This is a genomic window from Klebsiella sp. CB_Kp196, assembly GCF_040061575.1.
Taxonomy (GTDB): Bacteria; Pseudomonadota; Gammaproteobacteria; order Enterobacterales; family Enterobacteriaceae; genus Klebsiella; species Klebsiella michiganensis.
This window is the reverse complement of record NZ_JBEAFH010000045.1, coordinates 78,354-102,151: the sequence shown is the minus strand read 5'-3', so window position 1 is coordinate 102,151 and position 23,798 is coordinate 78,354. Positions and strand designations below refer to the sequence as shown.

At 52.4% G+C, this 23,798-nt stretch carries 19 protein-coding genes; 14 read left to right on the top strand and 5 right to left on the bottom strand.

Annotated elements, in window-relative coordinates; translation table 11 throughout:
• Positions 1 to 71 precede the first annotated feature (71 nt).
• Positions 72 to 1,667 carry a lytic transglycosylase F gene (locus ABLU87_RS14375; protein ID WP_241182990.1) on the bottom strand — a complete coding sequence of 532 codons (1,596 nt, stop codon included), beginning with the start codon at positions 1,665 to 1,667 and terminating at the stop codon, positions 72 to 74.
• Between the two features lie 595 nt (positions 1,668 to 2,262).
• Between ABLU87_RS14375 and ABLU87_RS14370 the strand changes: the two genes are divergently transcribed.
• Positions 2,263 to 4,524, top strand: a complete 2,262-nt coding sequence (locus ABLU87_RS14370) for a TonB-dependent siderophore receptor (RefSeq protein WP_025107697.1) — start codon at positions 2,263 to 2,265, stop codon at positions 4,522 to 4,524.
• A 269-nt stretch (positions 4,525 to 4,793) separates the two neighbouring features.
• Here ABLU87_RS14370 and ABLU87_RS14365 read toward each other — a convergent pair whose 3' ends face one another.
• Positions 4,794 to 5,144: an AraC family transcriptional regulator gene (locus ABLU87_RS14365; protein ID WP_014227551.1), complete on the bottom strand. Its 351-nt coding sequence runs from the start codon at positions 5,142 to 5,144 to the stop codon at positions 4,794 to 4,796.
• Positions 5,145 to 5,589: 445 nt separating this feature from the next.
• Here ABLU87_RS14365 and bamA point away from each other — a divergent pair, with 445 nt between their 5' ends.
• Both bamA and iraM read left to right on the top strand, forming a co-directional pair.
• Positions 5,590 to 8,013 (top strand): outer membrane protein assembly factor BamA, encoded by a 2,424-nt coding sequence (gene bamA / locus ABLU87_RS14360; RefSeq protein WP_122117196.1) that lies wholly within the window; start codon positions 5,590 to 5,592, stop codon positions 8,011 to 8,013.
• Positions 8,014 to 8,332: 319 nt separating this feature from the next.
• Entirely contained in the window at positions 8,333 to 8,722 is a 390-nt protein-coding gene (gene iraM, locus ABLU87_RS14355) for an anti-adapter protein IraM (protein ID WP_004097807.1), read from the top strand.
• Positions 8,723 to 8,878: 156 nt separating this feature from the next.
• On the opposite strand, the gene ABLU87_RS14350 is transcribed toward iraM, so the two are convergent.
• Positions 8,879 to 9,160, bottom strand: a complete 282-nt coding sequence (locus tag ABLU87_RS14350; protein WP_004097808.1) for a YjcB family protein — start codon at positions 9,158 to 9,160, stop codon at positions 8,879 to 8,881.
• Positions 9,161 to 9,703: 543 nt separating this feature from the next.
• Here ABLU87_RS14350 and ABLU87_RS14345 point away from each other — a divergent pair.
• Entirely contained in the window at positions 9,704 to 11,308 is a 1,605-nt protein-coding gene (locus ABLU87_RS14345; protein WP_122117194.1) for an EAL domain-containing protein, read from the top strand.
• Here ABLU87_RS14345 and soxS read toward each other — a convergent pair.
• The gene (soxS, locus tag ABLU87_RS14340) at positions 11,293 to 11,622 is read right to left on the bottom strand and encodes a superoxide response transcriptional regulator SoxS (protein WP_004097813.1); all 330 of its coding nucleotides are present in this window, start codon (positions 11,620 to 11,622) and stop codon (positions 11,293 to 11,295) included. The two genes, ABLU87_RS14345 and soxS, sit on opposite strands and share 16 nt — an antisense overlap.
• 83 nt (positions 11,623 to 11,705) lie before the next feature.
• On the opposite strand from soxS, the gene soxR reads away from it, so the two are divergent.
• From soxR to ABLU87_RS14320, 4 genes are all read left to right on the top strand, one after another.
• Positions 11,706 to 12,164: a redox-sensitive transcriptional activator SoxR gene (gene soxR, locus ABLU87_RS14335; RefSeq protein WP_004097815.1), complete on the top strand. Its 459-nt coding sequence runs from the start codon at positions 11,706 to 11,708 to the stop codon at positions 12,162 to 12,164.
• Positions 12,165 to 12,421: 257 nt separating this feature from the next.
• Entirely contained in the window at positions 12,422 to 13,090 is a 669-nt protein-coding gene (locus tag ABLU87_RS14330; protein ID WP_014227554.1) for a glutathione S-transferase, read from the top strand.
• A gap of 389 nt (positions 13,091 to 13,479) precedes the next feature.
• Positions 13,480 to 14,829, top strand: coding sequence for an NCS2 family permease (locus ABLU87_RS14325; RefSeq protein WP_004097818.1), 1,350 nt, complete (start codon positions 13,480 to 13,482; stop codon positions 14,827 to 14,829).
• A gap of 147 nt (positions 14,830 to 14,976) precedes the next feature.
• Positions 14,977 to 16,623, top strand: coding sequence for a Na+/H+ antiporter (locus ABLU87_RS14320; protein ID WP_025107692.1), 1,647 nt, complete (start codon positions 14,977 to 14,979; stop codon positions 16,621 to 16,623).
• 48 nt (positions 16,624 to 16,671) lie between these two features.
• On the opposite strand, the gene ABLU87_RS14315 is transcribed toward ABLU87_RS14320, so the two are convergent.
• Positions 16,672 to 17,553 carry a LysR family transcriptional regulator gene (locus ABLU87_RS14315; RefSeq protein ID WP_025107691.1) on the bottom strand — a complete coding sequence of 294 codons (882 nt, stop codon included), beginning with the start codon at positions 17,551 to 17,553 and terminating at the stop codon, positions 16,672 to 16,674.
• Positions 17,554 to 17,656: 103 nt separating this feature from the next.
• Here ABLU87_RS14315 and ABLU87_RS14310 point away from each other — a divergent pair, with 103 nt between their 5' ends.
• The 6 genes from ABLU87_RS14310 to ABLU87_RS14285 all read left to right on the top strand — a co-directional run bounded on the left by ABLU87_RS14310 (position 17,657) and on the right by ABLU87_RS14285 (position 23,787).
• Entirely contained in the window at positions 17,657 to 18,067 is a 411-nt protein-coding gene (locus ABLU87_RS14310; protein WP_004097823.1) for a CidA/LrgA family protein, read from the top strand.
• Positions 18,060 to 18,749, top strand: a complete 690-nt coding sequence (locus ABLU87_RS14305) for an LrgB family protein (RefSeq protein WP_046876820.1) — start codon at positions 18,060 to 18,062, stop codon at positions 18,747 to 18,749. Before ABLU87_RS14310 ends, ABLU87_RS14305 begins: the two co-directional genes overlap by 8 nt.
• A 597-nt stretch (positions 18,750 to 19,346) precedes the next feature.
• Positions 19,347 to 19,886: a fimbrial protein gene (locus tag ABLU87_RS14300; RefSeq protein ID WP_049079196.1), complete on the top strand. Its 540-nt coding sequence runs from the start codon at positions 19,347 to 19,349 to the stop codon at positions 19,884 to 19,886.
• 61 nt (positions 19,887 to 19,947) lie between these two features.
• Positions 19,948 to 20,634 carry a fimbrial assembly chaperone gene (locus ABLU87_RS14295; RefSeq protein ID WP_049083118.1) on the top strand — a complete coding sequence of 229 codons (687 nt, stop codon included), beginning with the start codon at positions 19,948 to 19,950 and terminating at the stop codon, positions 20,632 to 20,634.
• Entirely contained in the window at positions 20,588 to 23,176 is a 2,589-nt protein-coding gene (locus ABLU87_RS14290) for a fimbria/pilus outer membrane usher protein (RefSeq protein WP_047724832.1), read from the top strand. The genes ABLU87_RS14295 and ABLU87_RS14290 overlap by 47 nt, the downstream gene beginning before the upstream one ends.
• Positions 23,173 to 23,787, top strand: coding sequence for a fimbrial protein (locus ABLU87_RS14285; RefSeq protein ID WP_077267615.1), 615 nt, complete (start codon positions 23,173 to 23,175; stop codon positions 23,785 to 23,787). Before ABLU87_RS14290 ends, ABLU87_RS14285 begins: the two co-directional genes overlap by 4 nt.
• Positions 23,788 to 23,798 lie beyond the last annotated feature (11 nt).

Here is a 23,798-nt window from a genome sequence, read left to right as displayed (position 1 = left end):
GTAAAGTCATCTCTGAAAAAGCCCCTGTTCGGGGCTTTTTCTATTTTGTCACCCAGGCCATCTGCGCTATTTCACTGCGTGGCAGGTGCGGCAGGTGCGGCAGGTGCGGCAGGTGCGGCAGGTGCGGCAGGTGCGGCAGGCATCCCCACTGTCGGCACGACCTGATTTTTGGAGGCCGGCGTCGCCTGCTGTTTACGCGCTATTTCATCCACGATCAGCCGGTAAGCGATGTAATACTTATAGATATTGCTGACATAGCTTACGGTCTCGGAGCCGATCTTCTCGGCGGCCAGATACTCCACGTTGCCAAACCAGACGTTCGGATCAAAACCGCGCTTTTTGGTATCCGCCCGCAGCCGGGCGATGCGCGCGGGGCCCGCGTTATAAGAAGCGAATGAGAATAGCGCCTTGTCAAGCTGGGTCATCGGTTCATCGCCATAGTAGCGGTCTATCATCCAGCGCATATATTTCACCCCGGCATGAATGTTGGGGTCGAGCTGCTTAATATCGCCGACCTTCAGCTCCTTGCCGGTGCTCGGCATTACCTGCATAACGCCAATTGCGCCGACGTGGCTACGCACCGACTGATTTAGCCGCGACTCCTGATAGCCCTGCGCGGCCATCAGCAGCCAGTCAACATCGTAGCGATCGCCATATTTGCGGAAGATCTCCACCATGGTCAGAAATTTACGCCGCTCTTTTTGCGCCGCCGCGTTTTTAACGTACCTGGCATCCTTCAGGTAGCGCAGCAGAATCGTATTACCCAGCTTGCTGCCCTGACGATTCTTGTTGATGAATTCATTAAGCAAGGCCAGCAGCTGCGGGCTATTGTTGCGTACCGCCCAGCCGATATTGCCTTCCTTGCGCAGAATGATGTTCTGATGAACCTGAATGTTGGGGAAAACCTGTTTCCAGAACAGAGCCTTGTGGCGGTCGACGACGGTCAATGGAATCAGGCCCGCGTTAAGCATCTCTATCAGATCTTCATCCTCCAGCGCTTCGGGCGCCGGTTCGATGGTGATGGGGGGCAGCGATTGCTGGGCAAAGCGCGCGTTGAGCGCGACCAGGCTCTCGTAATAGCTCGATGAGGTACGCACAAAGACCGTTTTACCGGAAAGCTGCTGCAGATTTTCCACTTTGGGCGAGCCGGGGCCGGAAAGAAGCAGCTCCTGAACGTGAGAGTAGATTGGCGCGGTAAAGGTCATCTCCTGCTGGCGAGCGGGGGTAATCGTCAGGTTGGCGGCGATAATATCCCCCTTACCAGCGTTAAGCGCGCTGATGAGCTGGTCGCGGGCAACCGGAACAAAGATGATACGGACCTTAAGATGACGATGTTTGAGCTTTTTCTCCTTCGTCAGGCTTTGATTGAGGCTTCGCTCAAACTCCATAAAAATATCGTGAGTGGCGCCGCGCTGCGTCCCTTTGTTAATAAAGAAAAAGGTTTTGCTGAAGGTGGTTAATACGCGAATGGTTCGCCGGTCGAGCATACCCGGTAAATCTCCCTTCCATGGCTGCAGCATATCGTCAACGTTGACTTCCAGGGCCTCGCGCTCCTCGGGCTCTGACAGTTTATTCTCTGTGGCGGCGTAAACGGATGTGAAGCATAGCAGGGCGGCAAGGCATGCAAGTCCGCCGACAAGGTATCGATAGAACGACGACGTATTCATGGCGCGGTGCTCCGCAGGAGGATTTCCTTATTTTAGTCAATTTCTGGCCGTTAGCATGCCCGGCGATCGAGAATGTCGGTCGGTTAATCAGCTATTTTATTAATTAACAGGCTCAGTATTTATAGTGAAATAATAAAGAAATAAATATCGGTAATTATGGAGAGAATATGCTCAGATTGTGTTTTTTTAGTGTGGATATATTTTGATTATTTAAAGTGCAAATAAGGAGTAAACGTAAGTAATTATTTCATCTTTTTGTTTTTATTGAATTATTTAAAATTATTGCTGTGATGCATAATTATCCACTTGATAATAAATCTCATTTCTAATAACGTTGTGTGGCACAATACTCCTATTACTGCTGTTCGGCGAATGCTATCAAAGAATAGCGCGGTGCGTTTATTTCTTCATTTTTGCCAGAGTAATAAATCTATTTTGGTCGCTCATTATTTATTGCTATCCCTATTTAAACGGGAGGGCCTGACTACGCCAAAAAAAGAGATGTTACGCCAGGCATGGAAGACATGGCCGGTGTTTATCTGGCGGATGAAGAAGGCGTGCCCCGACGGCTAAAAAGAAAAACAGGGCATATTCCATGAAATACGATTCACACTACTCGCTGGCCGTGCTGATCCCGATGGCCATCTGGGGAGGGATGCTGCCGGCGCAGGCCGCTGACAGCAACACGCCAGACGATACGAAGAAATCAGAAACGGCTACGGCAAATGATGACGAAACCATGGTGGTCACCGCGGCGGCGCAGACGCTGCAAGCGCCCGGCGTATCGACCATCACCGCTGAGGAGATCCGTAAACATCCGCCCGCGCGCGATGTCTCTGAGCTGATTCGTACCCAGCCCGGCGTCAACCTCACCGGCAACTCCACCAGCGGCCAGCGCGGTAATAACCGTCAGGTCGATATTCGCGGCATGGGGCCGGAGAACACCCTGATTCTGGTGGATGGTAAACCGGTGACCAGCCGTAATTCCGTGCGCTATGGCTGGCGCGGCGATCGAGATACGCGAGGTGATACCAGCTGGGTACCGGCGGAAATGATCGACCATATCGACGTGATTCGCGGCCCTGCGGCGGCCCGCTACGGTAATGGCGCGATGGGCGGGGTGGTAAATATCGTCACCAAACCGGCCACCAGCGAATGGCATGGATCGTGGAATACCTATATGAACGCACCTCAGCACCGTAAAGAGGGCGCGACGAAGCGGACAAACTTCAGCCTCAATGGCCCGCTATCGGATGAGGTCAGCTTTAATTTATGGGGAAATCTGAGCAAAACGCAGGCCGATGCCCAGGATATTAATTCCGGTCACGAAGCGGCGCGAACCGGTAGCTATGCGGGATCGTATCCGGCTGGACGCGAAGGCGTAGTGAATAAAGATATCCACGGTAAGCTGCGCTGGGAATTTGCGCCGATGCAGGCGCTGGAGTTTGAAACCGGCTACAGCCGCCAGGGCAACCTGTATGCAGGCGATACCCAGAATACCAATACCAGCACGCTGGTGAAAAGTATGTACGGTAAAGAGACCAACCGCCTCTATCGTCAGACTTATGGCGTCACGTGGACCGGCGGCTGGGATAACGGCGTGACCAGCAATACTTACGCGCAGTATGAGCACACCCGTAACTCGCGTATGAACGAGGGTCTGGCGGGGGGAACGGAGGGGATCTTCTCCAGCAGCGAATTCTCCGATATCGACCTGTCGGATGTGCTGCTGCACAGCGAGGTGAATATTCCGTTTACCCTGGGATTCGAGCAGAATCTGACGCTGGGTACCGAGTGGAACCAGCAGCGGATGAAAGATGGCGTATCGACCACCCAGTCGCTCTCTTATGGCTCCATTGACGGTATCTCGGCAACCGGGCGTAGCCCCTATTCCAGCGCCGAGATTTTCTCGCTGTTTACCGAAGATAATATCGCGCTGACCGAGAGCACTATGCTGACGCCGGCTCTGCGCTTCGACCATCACAGCATCGTTGGCAATAACTGGAGCCCATCGCTGAACCTCTCGCAGGGGCTGTCGGATGACTGGACGCTGAAGCTGGGCATCGCCCGCGCCTATAAAGCGCCAAACCTTTATCAGCTCAACCCGAACTATATTCTCTACAGCAACGGCCAGGGCTGCTATGCCAGCAGCTCAGCCTGTTACCTGATGGGGAACAGCGATCTGAAGGCGGAAACCAGCGTTAATAAAGAGATTGGCCTTGAGTATAAGCACAACGGCTATCAGGCGGGGCTGACCTGGTTCCGTAACGACTATCATAACAAGATTGAATCGGGCTACTCGGCGGTGGGAACGGCCAGCAACGGCACGACCAATATTTATCAATGGGAAAACGTACCGAAGGCGCTGGTTGAAGGGCTGGAAGGCTCATTAAACCTGCCGGTAAGCGAAACGGTCAACTGGAGCAACAACCTGACGTGGATGCTGCAGAGTAAGAACAAGACCACCGGCGATCGCCTGTCGGTGATCCCGCAGTTCACCCTTAATTCGACCGTCAGCTGGCAGGTACGTGACGATCTTTCGCTGCAAAGTACTTTCACCTGGTATGGCCGACAAAAACCTAAGCGCTTCAACTATAAGGGCGAGGCGGTATCCGGCAGCGAGCTGAATGAAGTGAGTCCTTACAGTATCGTCGGGCTCAGCGCGACCTGGGATGTGAATAAAAACCTGAGCCTGACCAGCGGCGTGGATAACCTGTTCGATATTCGCCACTACCGCGCCGGTAACGCGCAGACCACGGGGAATTCGACGACCGGCGCCTATCTGTATGGCGCGGGCGCGGAGACCTACAATGAATCGGGTCGGACGTTTTATGTCAGCGTGAATACGCACTTCTGATTATCTACTCAAACACCCGCCGGGATAGTGAACTATTCCGGCTTTTTATTTTTTATGTCGGGGAAAAAGGCCAGTGATATAAATGATGACAAAATCTCCACGGCTTCTACACAATTAACTCAACTTAGCAGCTTACACTGTTTCCTGTTGATCGGGTCTGCTTGATCCCGGAAACGATTAACGGTGGCATCCTGCCATTTCCATTCTAACGTTGTGTTCCTCTTCCCCCTTCCATTCCCAACCGCAGCAATGCGGAGGAGGGGGATCCCCTATCCGGAGATACACAGGATTTTGCGAAACTGGCCAGGCGTAATCGCATAGTATCTTTTAAAGGTACGGTTAAAGGCGCTGATATCTTCATAGCCCGCCATAATACAAATATCAACGATGCGAAAAGCCGGTTTAACCTTTAATAAATCAAGGGCTAATTGCATCCGCTGTTGGCGAATATAGGCCATTGGCGACATGTTAAAATAGTGACGAAACAGGCGAAAAAGATGCCATTCAGAATAGCCGGAAAAGAGGCTCAGCGCCCGCATGGTGAGCCTCTTTTCAAGATTGTTTTTTATCCATTGCACCAGCTCGCTAAGCACTGAGCGCTGAATTTCATTTCGTGGCATGATATCTACTCATTTCATTATAATGGCAATCTGGCTGCATAATTTATTCACTATCTCTTCATTTTATCTACGGGGTTATAGGTTAGTTTGTGGCTGTTCCTGGTTTATCCCAGAGAGCATCATTCCTAACAAGATCTTTTTCCCCCTTTCAACCAATGAGAAAGGGGGCTTTTTGTTTTTTTAATTAAAAAACAAAAGATGTTGAATTTTAATATTGTCAGGAAATGCTTATCTGACTGGGTGGGAGAAGGAAAGTTCCATTAAAAAATAATTTTTTCACCATTCTCACATATCCATTTTTTCTCCATTTTCTCGTCATAATTGCGTGCAATTCTGCGCCTCGTTCAGGTTATTTAAAACGGCGTCAGAATCTGTCTGGCGCAATGAACTGCATTATTCCCAGCAGGTATCTGCTATTGCCAAATATCTTTTAGACGACACCTCCATGCTAAAAAAAACGAGTCTCATCGCCGGTCTATTGATTTCCCCTTTAACGCTTTACGCATCAACCGCCTATACGGTAGATGACATTCGTTTCGAAGGGCTACAGCGCGTTACCGTTGGCGCTGCGCTACTGAGCATGCCTGTTCATACGGGAGAAGAGGTTTCTAACGAGGATATCAGTGATTCGGTCCGCGCCCTGTACGCCAGCGGCAACTTTGAGAACGTGCAGATCCTGCGCGATGGCAGCACGCTGGTGGTGCAGGTCACAGAGCGGCCAACCATCGCTAAAATCAGCTTTTCCGGGAACAAATCCGTTAAGGATGATGCCCTCAAGGAGAATCTGGCCGCCAGCGGTATTGAAGAAGGCAGCGCGCTGGATCGCAATGCGCTCACGGAAATAGAAAAGGGGCTCCAGGATTTCTATTACAGCGTCGGGAAATATAGCGCTCAGGTCCATGCTGTCGTCACGCCGCTACCGCGTAATCGCGTTGATTTAACCTTTGTCTTTCAGGAGGGGGTATCGGCAAAAATTGCGCAAATTAATATTATTGGCAACCAGGCCTTTAGCGCAGAAACATTGCTGGACCAGCTGCAGCTTCGCGACAGCGTTCCGTGGTGGAACGTGATTGGCGATAAGAAATACCAAAAGCAAAAGATGGCGGCGGATCTTGAGACCATTCGTAGCTATTATCTCGATCGCGGCTACGCGCGTTTTACCATTAACTCCAGTCAGGTCAGTATTACCCCGGATAAAAAATCGCTGTATATCACGATCAATCTTACCGAAGGCGATCGTTATAACGTGGCCAGTACGGTCGTGACCGGCGACATGGCGCAGCATAACCAGGAAATTGAAGCGCTGGTGAAGCCTTTAGCGGGGAAATGGTACAGCGGCGCGGAAATCACGGCGGCTGAGAACAGCATTAAGACGCTGCTGGGAAAATACGGCTATGCCTGGCCGCAGGTTAATACCGCGCCGGATATTGATGAGACGAAAAAAAGCGTCGTTTTGCATATTAACGTCAATGCCGGGCGCCGTTATTCGGTTCGTCAGATTCGCTTTGAGGGTAACGATACTTCCCGCGATGCGGTGCTGCGTCGCGAAATGCGCCAGATGGAAGGCGCGTGGCTGAATGACGAGAAAGTCGAGCAGGGAAAAACGCGGCTGGATCGTACCGGATTTTTTGAAACCGTCGACAAGCAGATCGTTCCGGTAAGCGGTAGCCAGGATCAGGTGGACGTGGTCTATAAGGTGAAGGAGCGCAATACCGGCTCCTTTAACGTTGGTCTGGGCTTTGGTACCGACAGCGGCGTGAGCTACCAGCTCGGCGTCACTCAGGATAACTGGCTGGGGACCGGCAATAGCGTCAGCTTCAACGGCACGCGCAACAGCTACCAGTCCTATATTGAGCTGGGAGCGACGAACCCTTACTTCACCGTGGATGGCGTCAGCCTCGGCGGCAAAATTTTCTACAACAGCTACGACGCCTCGGATGCCGATTCCGGAAGCTACAACCAGCAAAGCTACGGCGTTGGCAGTACGCTGGGATTCCCGATTAGCGAGAATAACGCCCTCAACCTTGGCCTGGACTATGTCCATAACCGCCTGACCAATATGGAGCCGGAGCTCACCACCTGGAGCTATCTTAACTCACGGGGCATCTATCCTGACGTCGTCACCAAAGACGGCGACAGCGGTGCGACCTATAGCGCCAATGACTATTTTGCCAGCGTTGGCTGGAGCTATAACAACCTCGATCGCGGTTTCTTCCCGCGGGCTGGGAATAAAAGCAGCCTGACCGCCAAGGTCACCGTACCCGGTTCGGATAACAGCTATTACAAAGTGACTTTCGATACCACCCAATATATGCCGCTGGCCGAGAGCAAAAGCTGGGTATGGATGGAGCACCTGCGCGCGGGCTATGCCGATGGGCTGAACGGCAAATCGGTGCCGTTTTACGATAACTTTTATGCCGGCGGATCGTCGTCGGTTCGCGGTTTTTCGTCGAATACGATTGGCCCAAAAGCGGCTTATTATCGTTGTAATGGTTCTGAAAGCAGCTACAGCACCTGTCCGCTGGACTCATCATCCGATGCGGTTGGCGGTAACGCGATGGCGGTGCTGAACAGCGAGTTTATTGTGCCGACGCCGTTTGTGAATAACAAATATGCCGACAGCCTGCGAACGTCGCTATTCCTCGACGCCGGTACGGTATGGAGCACCTCCTGGCAAAATACCGGCCAGACGCTGGCGGCCGGGATCCCGGACTATGGCGATCCGTCGCATATCCGGATGTCTGTCGGGATTGCGGTGCAGTGGATGTCGCCACTGGGCCCGCTGGTGTTCTCCTGGGCCGAACCCTTTAAAAAATACGATGGTGATAAAGCCGAGCAGTTCCAGTTTAATATTGGTAAAACCTGGTAATCCTGCTGCTTATTATTTGAAGGAGAGCTCGGTTCTTTGTGGTAAATGCTAAAAATAGTACCGCAGGCTACCGCTGTGGGTAGCCTGTAATTAATTGTCAGTATATTCTTATTTATGTATATTCCTGCGGGGCGCGCTTCTGGCTATTATGGTTAACCATTCATTATTAGAATGCTATATTTAAGGTAAGCCTTATTGAGTACGGGTGGTATTGAGTATTGTCTGATATCACATTATTAATCGATAACCTTGCGGTTAGCTATCATGGATGCTATCACTATATAGAGTCATTTATCAGCAATGCCAGCAAGGATAAAAAATGAAATGGACTATTCATAATACGCTTGTCTGCCCGTATTCCGGCGTGGCTTTTTCTTCGATTTCCAGCCTGCGGTTTTTAAAGTTTATTCTTTGGTATGAAGCCGACATTTTATTACTGCCGGGAGAGTCGATGAAGCTCTACTCGTCCAGCGTGTTAATTAACGAGCAATATCATGCGGTAAAGGTTTATAACATCACGCGATACGATGAAGCCCAGTGGGAGAAACTGCGGGAGCGGCCTTCTTGTCCGTATCAATCTACCGCCACGACGGCAAACGCCTGTTCTTACCAGGCGCACTGCGCAATAAAACGCTGCCCGAACAACTTTCCACGCGGGCTATTGGGCAGTCGTCCGTCGGCCAGCGGAAGCGTTATAACCAGACCATAATGGTGTCATCGCTGCGGTGTATATCGGTGATGGGTTTAGGCTGTCGCAGAGGGGGAAATCGCGGGTGGCGGTGCTGTGCACCTGTCCGGGCAACCGGTTCACCGCCGTCTGGTGGTCCGGTCAGCGACATCGGCGCCCGGATAAGGTGGGCCGATATCAGGTCATCATCATCGGCCATTCTGGCGGAGTCTGGCTCATGACTTCAATCATCACGTCCTTGATATTGCCCCAGATTTTCGCCACGTCCAGCAGCGTAATGCCTAACAGACCGGTGGCGAACCAGCAGGCTGCGGCCAGGCCCATACAGCTACAAATCACCGCTAAACCGGCATAATCGCTTTTACGTAGCTGAATGTTCAACGAGCTGGCCAGAAACATCAGCACTGCGCTCACGAGTGGCCAGCGCAAAAGCACGACACTGGTAGTAATGGAAGCCATCAACCTATCCTCAACGAAATTTGGGAGCCTTTGACAACCGGATGAGACTGACGATGGAACGGCGCTCTGGCTATCTTCAGGCAAACAAGATCGTAATGAAACAACGTTTTTGTTTCATCAGCTAATGTGAACTATATCACACTTGTTCTTTTATTCACCAGCCAAAAATGGTGTTTTCTTGCGCTTATTAGCCATGTAAATAGCAGGGTTAATAAGGAGGGCGCGGGGCTTTCTTGCAATGTGAAGGCTGATTATAAGGGATTATCGGCGGTTTTGGTTTTTTAATAAGGTTTATGTTCTGCGGATTTTATTACTTATTCTGGCTAATTATACGGATAAACCGAATGACATAGTGGAGCTAATCTCATTATGTTGAGAATGTTTCTCCAGTGGTCCTATAAGCCAGTATTATTCATAATTCATCGTCATGAGGTTTTTACGTCAAAGCGTGGGTTGCTGAGATGCTCCGTTCATATCACAGTAAGCAGAGTCATCGGGGCTGTTCACCTTGATTAAGGCGTATCGCATGGATAAAAAGCGGAAATGAATCATAGCGCGCCGCATAAGGCGTTGAGAATATTTGGCATCGTGCTGGTCATTCTGCTGCCGGTGCTGCTGGCGTTGTGGTTTGCGCAAATTCGCGCCAAAGCGGAAACCGCCGATCAGCTGAGGCTGTTTTCTCGACTGGCGCTGCAAAAAACGGAGATGGTGATTCGTGAAGCCGACGAAGCGCGCGATAAAGCCCGCTTGTATCAGGGAGCGATATGTTCACCACAGCATCAGCAATATTTGCTCGGTATTGTTCGCGGCCTGCTCTATATCGACGATTTAATCTACGCCAACGGCACCCATTTCTTCTGCTCCACTTCGGTTCGCCGCCAGACGGGGTGGCAAATTCCGGCCGCAACCTATACCAAAAAGCCGGATGTCGCGATTTACTACTACCGCGAGACCCCTTTCTACCCTGGCTATGCGATGAACTATATGCAGCGCGGCAACTATGTGGTGGTGGTTAATCCGCTCTCATACAGCGCGTTGATCACCAGCGACCGCGACCTCGCCTGGGGCGTTTTTGATACCAAAACCCACCAGTTTTTTTCCATCAGCAAGAATGCCGACCCCGATGAGCTGCATCGCCTGATTCGCGCTGAAGCGTCTTTATTTCACCAGGATGGCCGCGTTTATACCATCGCCCATTCCACCGTTCGCCCGATAGCCGTCATTATGTCCACTTCGCGCGTCAGCTATTATCAGAATTTTTATAATCAGGTGACCCTGACGCTACCGCTGGGGCTGATTTGCAGCGTATTGCTCCTGCTGGTGTGGTCGCGCACCCGTCAGCAGTACCACTCTCCGCGGAAGATGCTGCAGCGCGCGTTAAACCGTCGTCAGCTGTGCCTTCACTATCAACCGGTTATCGATATTAAAAATAACCGCTGCGTCGGTACCGAAGCATTATTGCGCTGGCCAGGCTTTGATGGGCCGGTGATGAGTCCGGCGGAGTTCATTCCGATGGCGGAAAATGAAGGGATGATCGCCCAGGTCACCGACTATGTCATCGATGAGGTATTTTCCGACCTGGGCGAGTTTCTGGCGCGGCAGCCGCATCTGTACGTGGCGATTAACCTCTCCGCTTCCGATTTCCATTCCGCACGCTTGATTGAGCACATCAACGAGAAGATCCAGCGCTACGCGGTCAAGGCGGAACAAATCAAAATCGAAGTGACCGAACGCGGGTTTATCGACGTGGCGAAAACGACGCCGGTGATCCAGGCGTTCCGCGATGCGGGATATGAAATCGCCATCGATGATTTCGGCACCGGTTACTCCAACCTGCACAATCTTCATGCGCTCAACGTCGACGTTCTGAAGATTGATAAATCTTTTGTCGACATGCTGACGAGCAATACCACCAGCCACCTGATTGCCGAGCATATTATCCAGATGGCAAACAGCCTGCATTTAAAAATCGTGGCTGAAGGCGTCGAAACGGCAGAGCAGGTAGCCTGGCTCCAGCAACGCGGCGTGCAGTACTGTCAGGGGTGGCACTTTGCGAAAGCGATGCCGCCGCAGGAGTTCATGCTGTGGCTGGCGAATGAGCGCACCTGCCTCAGCCCCTATCAGCCGCACTATCAGGCAGAAATTTGATGGCGATAGGCGGTCGGCGTTCGGTCAAATTCGCGACGGAACACCCGCGAGAAGGTTTGCTGCGACACGTAGCCGAGATCCATCGCGATATCAAAAATAGGGCGCTGGGTGGTTCTTAGCGCTTCCGCGGCGAGCAGCAGGCGGCGCTGGCGAATGTAATCGCCCAGCGTTTGATGCATCACGGCGCGGAACATCCGCTGCAGATACCATTTCGAGTATCCCGATTTTCTGGCGACTATATCAATGTTAAGTGGTTGATCGATATGTTCATCAATCCATTCAATAAGCGTTTGGATAATATCCTGATGGGACATAAGCGGCCTCTCTCAATTCTCGATTCGTCGTTTTGTCTGCGGGCGAGTATAATTCCTCAAGTTAACTTGAGGTAAAGCGCTTTATGGAAAAGAAATCACCCCGCATCAAAATGCTGCTGACGCCCGGCGAAGTGGCAAAACGAACCGGCGTGGCCGTCTCCGCGCTGCACTTTTATGAAAGTAAAGGGCTGATCCATAGCCAGCGCAACGCGGGCAATCAACGGCGCTACCGGCGCGACGTCCTGCGCGCGGTGGCGATCATTAAGATTGCGCAACGCATTGGTATTCCGCTGGCGACCATCGGCGACGCGTTCGGCGTACTGCCGGAAGGGCATAACCTCAGCGCCAAAGAGTGGAAGATGCTGTCGTCCCAGTGGCGGGAGGAGCTGGACCGGCGCATTCATACCCTGACCGCGCTGCGCGATCAGCTTGATGGCTGTATCGGCTGCGGCTGTCTGTCGCGTCGCGACTGCCCGTTACGCAACCCGGGCGATAAGCTGGGTGAAGAGGGGACCGGCGCGCGATTGCTGGAGGATGACTAAAAAACTAAAGCGCCACAACAGGGCGCTTTAGTTGTTTTCCGGTCTTGGTCTTTCGCACTATCCCGCTGGTACGCAGGAGGGTTTCCCCCGACGTCGGCTCACCTCAGTATTGCGCAATCTTTGATGGAGGTTCCGGTTTGCGCCGACAATTTAAGTGTGGCTCTTTTCTCTGAATTTGCCTCTTCAGTTTGCCGAAAAATTCCCGGCATCCGCCGCCTGTTCCTATAGTTAATTTGAACAAACAGCGGGAGAGGCCCATGTTAACGGTACATCATCTCAATCAGTCACGATCGCAGCGCGTGTTATGGGCGCTGGAAGAGCTGCAGCTGCCTTATCAGGTTGTCTCTTATCAGCGTGGCAAGGATATGCTCGCACCGGCGGAATTAAAAAGCGTTCATCCGCTGGGTAAATCGCCGGTGGTTGAGGATAACGGCCACATTCTGGCGGAGTCCGGCGCCATTCTGGAATATTTACAGGAAACCTATGATAGCGCCCGGCGCTTAAAACCTGAGTCGGTGGAAGATAAGCTGCAATATCGCTTTTGGCTGCACTACGCCGAGGGGTCGCTGATGCCCCTGCTGCTGATGAAGCTGGTGTTTGCCAGCCTGGGCAAACCGCCGGTGCCGTTTGGTATGCGCACGCTGGGTAATGCGTTGGGCAAGGGGGTACAGAAGGCCTGGCTTAACCGCCAGGTGGACACCCATGCCCGCTTTATTGAAGCGCACCTTTCCCGCCAGCGCTGGTTTGCCGGCGCTGAGCTGAGTATGGCCGATATTCAGATGAGCTTTCCCGCGATGGCGCTGCTGGCGCGCGGCGGCGTGGAGAATTTACCCCATCTGACGCAGTGGGTTCAGCGCGTGGAGCAGCGCCCGGCCTGGCAAAAAGCGGTTGAGCGCGGGGGGCCGTTCACCTTACCCGGCGAATAAACTATTACTAAAGCCGATGACCGGGGAAAATTGCTATCAGCGCAATACAAAAATGTTACCGGATTGCGCATGGACGATAACGTTTGCGCATCGGCTGGTTATTTCCTGAACGTCATAAGCGAAATTTAGCGAAATACGACAAACTTCAGTTGAAAAGGCCCGTCTAAAGGCTGGATAATCGTTTGCCTTTTTATTTTGCTCATCATTTCCTCTGCTGACAGAGGGGAGCAAAGTCATTCTTCACACCGTACTGTATGCGCGGAGTTAAACGTTTGCTTTTTCGCGGCCCCTGGCGCTGCGATGTAGCACAAGGAGATCGCGTTTAGCTGGCAGTGGATGGTCCACCACGCATTCGGACGAACGATAAAAATTCTCAGGGGAAGTTTTCTATGTCTACGCCTTCAGCGCGTACCGGCGGTTCATTGGACGCCTGGTTTAAAATTTCTGCTCGCGGCAGCACCGTGCGTCAGGAAATCGTTGCCGGTCTTACCACCTTCCTGGCGATGGTTTACTCCGTCATCGTGGTGCCGGGTATGCTCGGCAAAGCGGGTTTTCCACCGGCTGCGGTATTTGTTTCCACCTGTCTGGTTGCCGGCGTCGGCTCGCTGGTGATGGGGCTGTGGGCGAACCTGCCGCTGGCGATTGGCTGCGCCATCTCGCTGACCGCGTTTACCGCCTTTAGCCTGGTACTGGGTCAACAGATCAGCATTCCGGTCGCGCTGGGCGCGGTGTTCCTGATGGGTGTCCTGTTCACCGTGATCTCCGCGACCGGCATTCGTAGCTGGATCCTGCGTAACCTGCCGCAGGGCGTGGCGCACGGTACGGGGATTGGTATCGGTCTGTTCCTGCTGCTGATTGCCGCCAACGGCGTGGGCCTGGTTATCAAAAATCCGCTGGATGGTCTGCCGGTGGCGCTGGGTAATTTTGATAGCTTCCCGGTGATTATGTCGCTGGTCGGGCTGGCGGTGATTATCGGCCTCGAAAAACTGAAAGTGCCGGGCGGTATCCTGCTGACGATTATCGGCGTCTCGATTATCGGCCTGATCTTCGATCCTAACGTTCACTTCTCCGGTATCTTCGCCATGCCGTCGCTGAGCGACGATAAAGGCAACTCGCTGATCGGTAGCCTGGATATCGTGGGCGCGCTGAACCCGGTGGTTCTGCCAAGCGTGCTTGCGCTGGTGATGACCGCGGTGTTTGACGCCACCGGAACCATCCGCGCGGTGGCCGGCCAGGCGAACCTGCTGGATAAAGACGGGCAGATTATTAACGGCGGCAAAGCGCTGACCACCGACTCCCTGAGCAGCGTCTTCTCCGGCCTGGTCGGGGCGGCGCCGGCGGCGGTGTATATCGAATCCGCTGCCGGTACTGCGGCGGGCGGCAAAACGGGCCTGACGGCAGTGACCGTCGGCGTGCTGTTCCTGCTGATCCTGTTCCTCTCTCCGCTCTCGTATCTGGTGCCGGCTTATGCCACCGCGCCGGCGCTGATGTACGTCGGCCTGCTGATGCTGAGCAACGTGGCGAAAATCGATTTCAACGATTTCGTCGACGCGATGGCGGGCCTGATTACCGCGGTCTTTATCGTGCTGACCTGCAACATCGTGACCGGCATCATGATCGGCTTTGCGTCGCTGGTGATCGGTCGTCTGGTGTCCGGCGAATGGCGTAAGCTAAACCTGGGTACGGTGATCATCGCCGCGGCGCTGGTTATCTTCTACGCCGGCGGTTGGGCGATTTAACTTTTCCTGCTAACAACGGGCGGCTTTGGCCGCCCGTTTAATTTTTAAGCCACATCCTGTTTCCTTTTGCGTTAATCTGAGTAGCGTATTATGCCGAGACATGACGCCTCAGATGTAAAAAAAAGACACGCAGCAAACAGGGAACACATGGAAATATTCTTTACCATACTCATCATGACCCTCGTGGTCTCTCTCTCCGGGGTGGTTACACGCGTGCTGCCCTTTCAGGTTCCACTCCCCTTAATCCAAATTGGCATCGGCGCGCTGTTGGCCTGGCCTACCTTCGGATTGCACGTTGAATTCGACCCCGAACTCTTTCTGGTTCTGTTCATTCCGCCGCTGCTTTTTGCCGATGGCTGGAAGACGCCAACCCGTGAGTTCATAGAGCATGGACGGGAAATTTTCGGTCTGGCGCTGGCGCTGGTGGTGGTAACGGTGGTCGGTATTGGCTACCTCATCTACTGGATCGTGCCGGGTATTCCGCTGATTCCGGCTTTTGCTCTGGCGGCGGTTCTGTCGCCAACGGATGCCGTGGCGCTGTCGGGAATTGTCGGCGAAGGGCGCATTCCGAAAAAAATAATGGGCATTTTGCAAGGCGAAGCGCTGATGAACGATGCCTCCGGCCTGGTCTCCCTGAAGTTCGCCGTTGCGGTGGCGATGGGCACCATGGTCTTTACCGTCGGCGGCGCGACGGTGGAGTTCTTCAAGGTGGCGGTCGGCGGTATTCTCGCGGGCTTTGTGGTCAGCTGGCTGTACGGGCGCTCGATGCGCTTCCTCAGCCGCTGGGGCGGCGATGAACCGGCAACGCAAATTGTGCTGCTGTTCCTGCTGCCGTTCGCCTCTTATCTGATCGCGGAGCATATCGGCTTTTCCGGGATCCTGGCGGCGGTCGCCGCGGGGATGACCATTACGCGTTCCGGGGTGATGCGCAGCGCGCCGCTGGCGATGCGCCTGCGCGCCAACAGCACCTGGGCGATGCTGGAGTTCGTGTTTAACGGCATGGTCTTCCTGCTGTTGGGCCTGCAGCTGCCGGACATCCTTTCCAGCTCGCTGGTGGCCGCAGAAGCGGATCCCAACGTCGAAACCTGGATGCTGTTTACCGATATCATTCTGATTTATGCCGCCCTGATGCTGGTGCGTTTTGGCTGGCTGTGGACGATGCGCAAACTGAGCCAGCGTTTCCTGAAAAAGAAACCGATGGAGTTCGGCTCCTGGACCACGCGCGAGCTGCTGATCTCCTCCGTCGCCGGCGTTCGCGGGGCGATTACCCTTGCCGGCGTACTGTCGATTCCTCTGCTGCTACCGGACGGCAACGTCTTCCCGGCGCGCTATGAGCTGGTGTTCCTCGCCGCCGGGGTGATTCTGTTCTCACTGTTCGTCGGCGTGATTGTGCTGCCGATTCTGCTGCGCCATATCGAGTCGACCGACCATGTCCAGCAGCGCAAAGAGGAGCGTCTGGCGCGGGCCGCTACGGCGGATGTGGCGATTGTCGCGATTCAGAAAATGGAAGAGCGTCTGGCTGCGGATACCAAAGAGAATATTGATAATCAGCTGCTGACCGAGGTCAGTTCGCGGGTGATTGGTAACCTGCGTCGTCGCGTTGATGGCCGCAACGATGTTGAAACGTCGATGCTGGAGGAGAGCCTCGAACGCCGGTTCCGCCTGGCGGCGCTGCGTTCCGAACGCGGTGAGCTGTACCACCTGCGCGCCACCCGGCAGATCAGCAACGAGACGCTGCAGAAGCTGCTGCACGACCTCGATCTGCTGGAAGCGCTGCTTATCGAAGATCAGTAACACCGTACCTGTTCCCCGGGTCAGGCGTTGACGCCGCGACCCGGGGACTTACTTCAGCCAGAACGCCTTACTGCACTCCAGCCACGCTCGTGCGCTGTGCGACAGATAAACGCCTTCCCGCCAAATCATCCCCAGCTCCCAGCGCAGATCGCTCTGCAACGGCATCCAGCAAAAGCTCTGCGGGTCGAGGCGCTGGCAAATCGGCTCCGGCAAAATCGCGATGCCAATCCCCGCCTGGACCATGGCGGCCAGAAAATCCCACTGTCCGCTGCGCACGGCGATGCGCGGCTTAACATCATGCTGAGCAAACAGCCGCATCAGCTGCTGGCTGAGGGCGAAATCCTCGTTGTAAATCACCAGCGGATGCGCGGCGAGCGCCTGCGGCGACAATGACCTGAGGCCCTCCCATTGTGCCGTTCTCGGCGTCAGTACGCAGAGCGGATGGCTGAACAGAGATAGCGTCGTCAGACCGCTGGCCTCATCAACCGGAAGCGCCGTCATGGCTAAATCCAGTTCGCCGTTGCTGACCGCCTGCTGCACGGTCAATCCGCCAAACTCGGAGATTTTCAACTCGATACCCGCATAGCGCTGGCGAAAGCGGCTAATCGGCTCGGCCATCAGCATGCCGACCATCGGCGGGATCCCGAGACGCAGTACGCCTTTGTGCAGATGATTAATATCGCTCAGCTCCGACTCCAGCTGGTGAAATTCGCCAAGGATGGCCTGCCCGCGCTCGAAAACCACGCGTCCGGTATCGGTCAGCAGCAGCCTGCGACCGTCGCGGATCAGCAGCGTGCAGTTCAGCTCATCTTCAAGGTTTTTAAGCATCTTGCTGATGGTGGGCTGCGTGACGAACAGTTTCTCCGCCGCGCGGGTAAAGCTTTGCTGGCGAACCACTTCGACAAAATAACGCAGCGTTCGGATATCCATAATTATTCCCTGAGACTATACCTGTGATGATTTTAATTCATTTCTGCCGCGCCGGGCGGCTCTCTATACTGCACGCCTGTCTTCTTTTTCAGGAATACCGCTCATGGCCTTTGCGCCAGCTCGCGTGACGCCCTTCGTTATGCAACGTCTTCAGGTACCGGTTCAGGTCCTGATCTACGCCGGACTGTTCGTCTGCGCTGAATATTTAGTTAACTGGCTGCACCTGCCGCTTCCGGCGAATCTGGTGGGCATGCTGATGATGCTGGCGCTGATCGTCTGCCGGGTCATTCCTTTAAACTGGGTACGCGCCGGAGCCCGCTGGCTGCTGGCGGAGATGCTGCTGTTTTTCGTACCGGCGGTGGTGGCGGTCGTCAACTACGCGCAGCTGCTGATGGTTGATGGCTGGCGTATCTTTCTGGTGATTGGCTTGAGCACTACGATGGTGTTGGGCGCCACGGCATGGGTGGTTGATAAAGTGTATCGCTATGAAGTCAGCAGGATGAAACATGAGTGATTTTCAGCTGAGCCTCCTGTGCCTTCTTGTCACGCTGGGACTCTATTTTGCCAACAAGCGGCTTTATCGCCGCTTCCATAAACTGCCGCTGATGCCGCTGGTTTTCACCCCGATCCTGTTGGTCATGATGCTGGTATTCGGCCATATCTCTTATCAACGCTATATGGGGGAGACGCACTGGCTGCTGTGGCTGCTGGGCCCGGCGACGATCGCCTTTGCCGTGCCGGTATACGACAACCTGGCGATTATTAAACGCCACTGGATGTCACTGACGGCTGGCGTCACTACCGCCTCGGTTGTCGCGGTGACCAGTTCGGTGTGGCTGGCGCGATTATTTACCTTGCCTGATGAGATCCAGCGCAGCCTGGCGGTACGCTCCGTTACCACCCCCTTTGCGCTGGCGGCAGCCAAACCGCTGGGCGGCCAGCCAGATTTAGTCGCTCTGTTTGTCGTGGTCACCGGGGTATTCGGGATGGCGGTAGGGGATGTACTGTTTCTGCGTCTTTCTATTCGCGAAGGTATGGCAAAAGGGGCCGGATTGGGTGCCGCATCGCACGGCGCGGGTACCGCACGATCCTACGAGCTTGGCCCTCAGGAGGGCGTGGTCGCCAGCCTGGTGATGATGCTATCCGGAGTGGTGATGGTGCTGGCCGCGCCGCTGGTGAGATGGGCCATGTTCTGAACCCCTTTTTAATTAATCAACGCATACTCGCTAAGGTACTTTTCCATATCTCACGACTATTTATACTCATATGAATAGTCATTTCATCTTATCGAGATGAACGGTTAATTAAATATTCGTATTTGTAAGATAATCCGATGGTATCATAGGTTTTATCCTTATTTGTCCCCCTCTTAAATTGTAATTAAATGTTTCAATTTGAGGTTTTTTTGATATTAATGAAGAATGTGAATATGTGAAATGATATTTTTTATGAATAAGTTTAATGTTTAACGCTATGATTTTATTTGGTTATTTATAATATATATTTTGTATTGATTGGTTCAAAGTTATTATTCATTTGAGATGATTCACATATGGTTATTGAGAATAGTCTCGATTTTAGATACCTTATTGACGTGAGCTTTTATTATTGAATGGATTCATGTGGAACTAAAGCTCTTGTATTTATAGGTTAGTAATATTAAATGCAGGTTACTCACTCCCCATGCATATTATCGGCTTATAGTTTTAGCTGATGTCTGGCTTCATTCTCTAATAGACGCCATAAAACAATTGATGGATTGATTGTTAATCTTAATAAAAAGGGGAATACCAATGAACTTCAGTACCAAAACGCTTGCCAAAATATTAGCCTTATCTGCCGGCTGCTCTCTGGTTAATCTGTCTCAGGCCGCGAATACCATTATTTTTAAGGGTAAGGTCTCCGACACTACCTGTACAGCCACTATCGATAATGGCGTTTCGTCCATTGATATGGGGACCTCATCGGTAGCCGATCTGGATGCGAATATCTACGGTGCGGCGAAGAGTTTTTCTTTCACTTTAACTGGATGCCCTAAGACTACAGACGGCGGTACCAGTGTGGCCAAAGTGACGTTTGGTGGCGAAGCGGACACGACGAATAGCGATTACTTCAGGAACCAGGCGACAGACTCACCCGCTACCGGCGTTGCGGTGGCGATTTTTGACAACAAGGGTGCCCTGCTGAAGAACAATACGGAAGGTGCTGACGTCGATATTACCTCCGGCACCGCGACCATTCCTTTTACCGTCAAACTGGCTAAATCTGGCGCGGATGCTCCCACCAAAGGGGCGGTGCAGACAACCGTGACTTACAACGTTACCTACTATTAATTTAGCGTCATATAAACCGACAAAAGGGAAAGCTCGCCGCTTTCCCTTCCTGGACTCTACCATGAAAAAATTAGCTTACTTAATCTGTTTTTTTTCCTGCATGTCTGTCGCACAGGCCAGCGTGGTGGTGGGGGGCACGCGAGTCATATTCGATGGTACCCAAAAGGCGGCGACGGTCTCTGTGCAAAATAAGGATAACGTGACAAATATCGTACAGTCCTGGATCGCGATTGTGGATGAGGCATCACCAGCAAAAGATTCCTTTATTACCACCCCTCCGCTGTTTCGCCTGAAGGCCGGCGAACAAGGGTTTGTCCGAATCCTCCGCTCAGGTAAACCGCTGCCCGAAGAGCGAGAGTCGATGTTTTGGCTGAATATTAAAGGTATTCCCGCTATGGATAGCGCGCCGGACAAAAACATGGTGCAGTTTGCCATTAACTCGCGGATTAAACTTATTTTTCGACCAGCGGCATTAAAAAATGCCATACCGGAAAAGTTTGCCGAAAAACTGCAGTGGTCTGCTGAAGGCAGAGATATTAAAGTTAAAAACCCCTCGCCATTATATATGAACTTTTCTGATATTACGGTTAATGGTAAGTCAGTTCCTGAAGCATGGTTTGTTGCGCCTTTTTCAACCATAAAAATACCGGTAGCAAACACATCTTCACCAGGGAAAAAGAAAATCACATGGAGCGTGATCAATGACTATGGAATGCCGGGACCAAAATATACCGCCATCATTCAATAACGTTGGACAGAATTTTACATTCCTGTTGAAACGTGGCTACGTTGCCATTATTTCCTGCTTTATCACTATCCCGTTACCCGCTATCGCAGGTGAGTATTTCAATCCTCACCTGCTGGAGGTCAATGAAACCGGTACAACGGCCGTCGACCTGAGCTATATTTCCCAGGAAACCGTCCCGCCGGGCGAATATAACCTTGATGTTTATATTAACGACGAATTTATTGCTTCCGAATCAATCAGCTTCACGCAACAGAGTGAAGATCGTGACGCTTCTTCACCCTGTATCAGCGTCGCGCATCTGAAAGCGTGGTCAATCAAAACGGAAAATTATCCCGAGCTCACGGTCGCGGGTTCCCGCTGTGCCCGACTATCCGCAATCCCTGGATGGGGAACCACGGTATTACTTTCACAACAGCGCGTTGATTTTAACGTGCCTCAGGTCGCGGTGATGCATCATCCGCGGGGATATGTCCCTGAAAGCCGGTGGCAACAGGGTATTACCGCGGGGCTACTTAACTATAATCTCTCCGGGCAAAAGACCGATCCGCGGCACGGCGGCGAAGCGACGTCCAGCCAGTTTGTGAGCCTGCAGCCGGGTTTAAACGTCGGGCCGTGGCGTTTACGGAACTACAGTACTCTCAACCATAATGATGACGGCAACCAGTGGGACTCGGTCTACAGCTATATTTCACGTGATATCCAGGCCCTGAAAGGCCAGCTGATCCTGGGTCAGACCTATACGTCATCAAGCGTGTTCGACAGTATTAGCTTCACCGGGCTACAGCTGAACTCAGATAAAGAGATGCTGCCGGATAGCATGAATGGTTTTGCGCCGGTCATTAAAGGTATCGCCCGCACCACCGCCGACGTGACGGTCTATCAGAACGGATACAGCATTTATAAAACAACGGTTCCCCCTGGCGCGTTTGAAATAAACGATCTTTACCCAACCGGGAGCGCGGGCGATCTGAATGTGACGGTAAAAGAGTCCGATGGCAGTGAACAGAGCTTTGTGGTGCCTTTTGCTTCGCTGGCGATTTTGCAGCGCGAGGGCCAGATAGATTACGCCCTGAGCAGCGGTAAAACGCGTTCGGGGAGTTCCGGCGGAAAAGAATATAGCTTCCTGCAATCTAACATTGCCTGGGGAGCATCGAGCAACGTCACGCTGTATAGCGGTTTTCAGCAGCTGGAGAACAAATACAGTAATGTTATCCTGGGCGCCGGGCTTAACCTGGGCACGATCGGCGCGCTCTCCCTCGATGCGTCCCAGTCCCGGGCGGATATAAAAGAGACGCCAACGTCGAATCACACGTCATCCAGCGAAGGGCAATCTTATCGCGTGCGCTTTAGCAAAGATATTCCGCAGACGGGAACCAACTTCTCCGTTGCCGGGTATCGTTATTCAACCCATGGCTATTATTCTCTGCAGAATTTTATTGATAGGTCGAATGCGCATAGCGGGTGCTGTTCATCAACGGGGCGGACTAAAGATCGTTTTGACGCTTCAGCCTCTCAGACTCTCTCAGGGTATGGTTCACTCTCCTTCTCTTTGGTCAGTGAATCTTATTGGGATAATTCACGCATGGAGTCGTTGGGCGTGAGCTACAGCAATACCATTGGCCGCATTTCCTATTTCATTAACTATTCCTATAGTCGAAATGTCCAGAGTTCAGGCCAGAATAGCGATAGTTCTCAGATCAGCGATAACCTTATTTCACTCACGGTGAGCGTGCCTTTTGGTGCGGATATCTCGGCCAGCTACAATATGAACAGCAGCCGGATGGGCGACACGACCCATAGCCTGGGTTTAAGCGGTTCGGCTTTTGCGGACCGTTCTCTGAACTGGAATATGCAGGAGGGTTACAATGCCAGCGCTAAAAGGACTTCCGGCAACGTCAATCTCAACTATCAGGGTTCAAAAGGTGAAGTCACCGCGGGATACGGGTATGACAGCTATAGCGCCCACTATAATTACTCGCTACGCGGTGGGATGCTGGCCCATTCCAGTGGAATAACGCTGTCACGCTATCTGGGCGAAAGCGTTGCGCTGGTTGAAGCGCCTGGCGTCAGCAATATTGCGGTGCGCGGGCAGACTAACGTGATGACCGACTCTGCCGGATACGCCGTTGTACCCTTCGTACGACCCTACCATGAAAATAATCTCTCTCTTGATGAACAGCAGGTCTCGGGAGCGGAAATCGATAATATTGCCAAAACGGTGGTCCCGACGCGTAATGCGATTGTAAAAGTTAAATATAATACCTGGATTGGCTATAAAGCGATGATGACTTTGCGTTTTAATAATAAAGAGGTCCCTTTTGGCGCCGTTATTACATTAGATGATGCAAGCCAGCAACCTCAAGAAAAACGCAGCACTATCGTAGGGGATTCCGGACAGGCCTATCTGACCGGGCTATCTGAAAAAGGCCGGTTATTTGTGAAGTGGGGTGATAGCAAAAATAGCCAATGCTATGTTAACTATGATTTATCCACCAATAAATCGGTTGATGATATCGTTTTTTATGCAGCGGATTGCCGATGATGAATAACTGGATGATTGCCTTGATACATAAATTAAGAATGGAATTAATGAGGGTAAATAATGGCGGGCGATTAATGAAATCGTTCGAGGTATTTATTATCACTATCGGACTTGCGTTGATGTTTGTAAGGCCAGCCTGGGCTTATGACGCCAATAGTACTGTTAATTTCAATATCACCGGTAAGATTGAAGAGCCCGTATGTGAGGTATCGGTAAAACCCTCCAGCGCTATCGATTTAGGAACGGTTTCCTATCAAAGTTTGAGCGGTAAACCGGGCGCGAGTAGCGCGGCTAAGATAGTTTCAATCGCCTTTGATAATTGCTCAAAGGGTACGGCGTCAGTGACGCTAATGTTTAGCGGTATTGTATTTGTTGGCAACGATATCAATGTATATATGAATGAGCTTTTTTCTGGTGCTCAGGACGTGTGGCTACAGTTGCAAAGCGCGGTGGACCAGAAAAACCTGGGACCAGGTGATAGCTATACCTATTTTTTCACTGATGGCACTGAACATGTTTTTAATATGATCGCAAGAATGTATACGCCGAATGGTCGGGTGACGGCGGGCAGTGTCTCCTATACGGTCACGTTCAATGTTGCCTATAAATGATCTATTTTCGC

Bases quoted from the DNA above. Each gene is read 5' to 3' on its own strand.
- ABLU87_RS14350 (WP_004097808.1), bottom strand. From the start codon at position 9,160: ATGGCTTCCATTACTACCAGTGTCGTGCTTTTGCGCTGGCCACTCGTG.
- ABLU87_RS14310 (WP_004097823.1), top strand. From the start codon at position 17,657: ATGGCCTTTGCGCCAGCTCGCGTGACGCCCTTCGTTATGCAACGTCTT.
- ABLU87_RS14345 (WP_122117194.1), top strand. From the start codon at position 9,704: ATGAATCATAGCGCGCCGCATAAGGCGTTGAGAATATTTGGCATCGTG.
- ABLU87_RS14300 (WP_049079196.1), top strand. From the start codon at position 19,347: ATGAACTTCAGTACCAAAACGCTTGCCAAAATATTAGCCTTATCTGCC.
- ABLU87_RS14370 (WP_025107697.1), top strand. From the start codon at position 2,263: ATGAAATACGATTCACACTACTCGCTGGCCGTGCTGATCCCGATGGCC.
- ABLU87_RS14295 (WP_049083118.1), top strand. From the start codon at position 19,948: ATGAAAAAATTAGCTTACTTAATCTGTTTTTTTTCCTGCATGTCTGTC.
- iraM (WP_004097807.1), top strand. From the start codon at position 8,333: ATGAAATGGACTATTCATAATACGCTTGTCTGCCCGTATTCCGGCGTG.
- ABLU87_RS14320 (WP_025107692.1), top strand. From the start codon at position 14,977: ATGGAAATATTCTTTACCATACTCATCATGACCCTCGTGGTCTCTCTC.
- ABLU87_RS14375 (WP_241182990.1), bottom strand. From the start codon at position 1,667: ATGAATACGTCGTCGTTCTATCGATACCTTGTCGGCGGACTTGCATGC.
- soxS (WP_004097813.1), bottom strand. From the start codon at position 11,622: ATGTCCCATCAGGATATTATCCAAACGCTTATTGAATGGATTGATGAA.
- ABLU87_RS14315 (WP_025107691.1), bottom strand. From the start codon at position 17,553: ATGGATATCCGAACGCTGCGTTATTTTGTCGAAGTGGTTCGCCAGCAA.
- ABLU87_RS14365 (WP_014227551.1), bottom strand. From the start codon at position 5,144: ATGCCACGAAATGAAATTCAGCGCTCAGTGCTTAGCGAGCTGGTGCAA.
- ABLU87_RS14325 (WP_004097818.1), top strand. From the start codon at position 13,480: ATGTCTACGCCTTCAGCGCGTACCGGCGGTTCATTGGACGCCTGGTTT.
- ABLU87_RS14330 (WP_014227554.1), top strand. From the start codon at position 12,422: ATGTTAACGGTACATCATCTCAATCAGTCACGATCGCAGCGCGTGTTA.
- ABLU87_RS14305 (WP_046876820.1), top strand. From the start codon at position 18,060: ATGAGTGATTTTCAGCTGAGCCTCCTGTGCCTTCTTGTCACGCTGGGA.
- ABLU87_RS14285 (WP_077267615.1), top strand. From the start codon at position 23,173: ATGATGAATAACTGGATGATTGCCTTGATACATAAATTAAGAATGGAA.
- bamA (WP_122117196.1), top strand. From the start codon at position 5,590: ATGCTAAAAAAAACGAGTCTCATCGCCGGTCTATTGATTTCCCCTTTA.
- ABLU87_RS14290 (WP_047724832.1), top strand. From the start codon at position 20,588: ATGACTATGGAATGCCGGGACCAAAATATACCGCCATCATTCAATAAC.
- soxR (WP_004097815.1), top strand. From the start codon at position 11,706: ATGGAAAAGAAATCACCCCGCATCAAAATGCTGCTGACGCCCGGCGAA.